1 protein-coding gene is annotated in these 705 nt (G+C 63.1%); it reads right to left on the minus strand.

What is annotated here, in order from left to right:
* The coding region (locus tag OI69_RS18790) for an RHS repeat-associated core domain-containing protein (protein WP_039354284.1) at positions 1-705 on the minus strand (705 nt) is incomplete at both ends.

The following is a 705-nucleotide window of genomic DNA, read 5'->3' on the forward strand; positions in this document are numbered from 1 at the left end:
CCCAGCCCTATCGGGTCCGGCGACAAATACTGCCCACTTTCCGGGTCAAAATACCGATGCCGATTATAATATAATCCTGTCTCCGCGTCGAATAGCTGCCCCTGATAGCGCAGCTCGCAGTACACTTCCTCGTTTGCCGCATCGCCCAGATAGCGCCGCAGCGGGATGGGACGTCGCTCTTCGCGATGGGCGCCCCATAGACCCTGTTCACCGCGCCAGCGAACTTCGCCCTCCTCGCTGCACAGCTCTCGCGCCGTTCCCGTCAGGTCCGTGACAATGTAGTGCAACTGCGTGCTGTCGCCCCGCGCCTCTACCTGTGCCAGCGGCCGGAAGCTCCCCGGCTCGTACACCCATTGCACTTCCCTTGCCGCACTGCCATCGGCAGTGTATTGCTGCTGACCGATAAGCTGGTCACCATCCCACCGGTACGCCACCCGCGCTACCGCCTGCGCCGAGGGAACCTGTCCCTCGCGCACCTTGCTCACCCGGCGACCAAATGCATCGTAACGATACCGCCATCGCGCCCCGTCCGGCAAGCTCACCCGTACCAGACGGTCCTGCACGTCCCAGTCAAAATACGTTTCCTTTGGCCTGAACCCCGGTCGCGTTTCCCTTTTCACCGTCAGCCGCCCGCAGTCGTCATACCGGTACTGCGTATGGCCTCGCTCCACCACCCGACCCGCCACATCATATCGCGCCGACGCC

It is taken from the genome of Pectobacterium fontis, from assembly GCF_000803215.1.
GTDB classification, from domain to species: Bacteria; Pseudomonadota; Gammaproteobacteria; order Enterobacterales; family Enterobacteriaceae; genus Pectobacterium; species Pectobacterium fontis.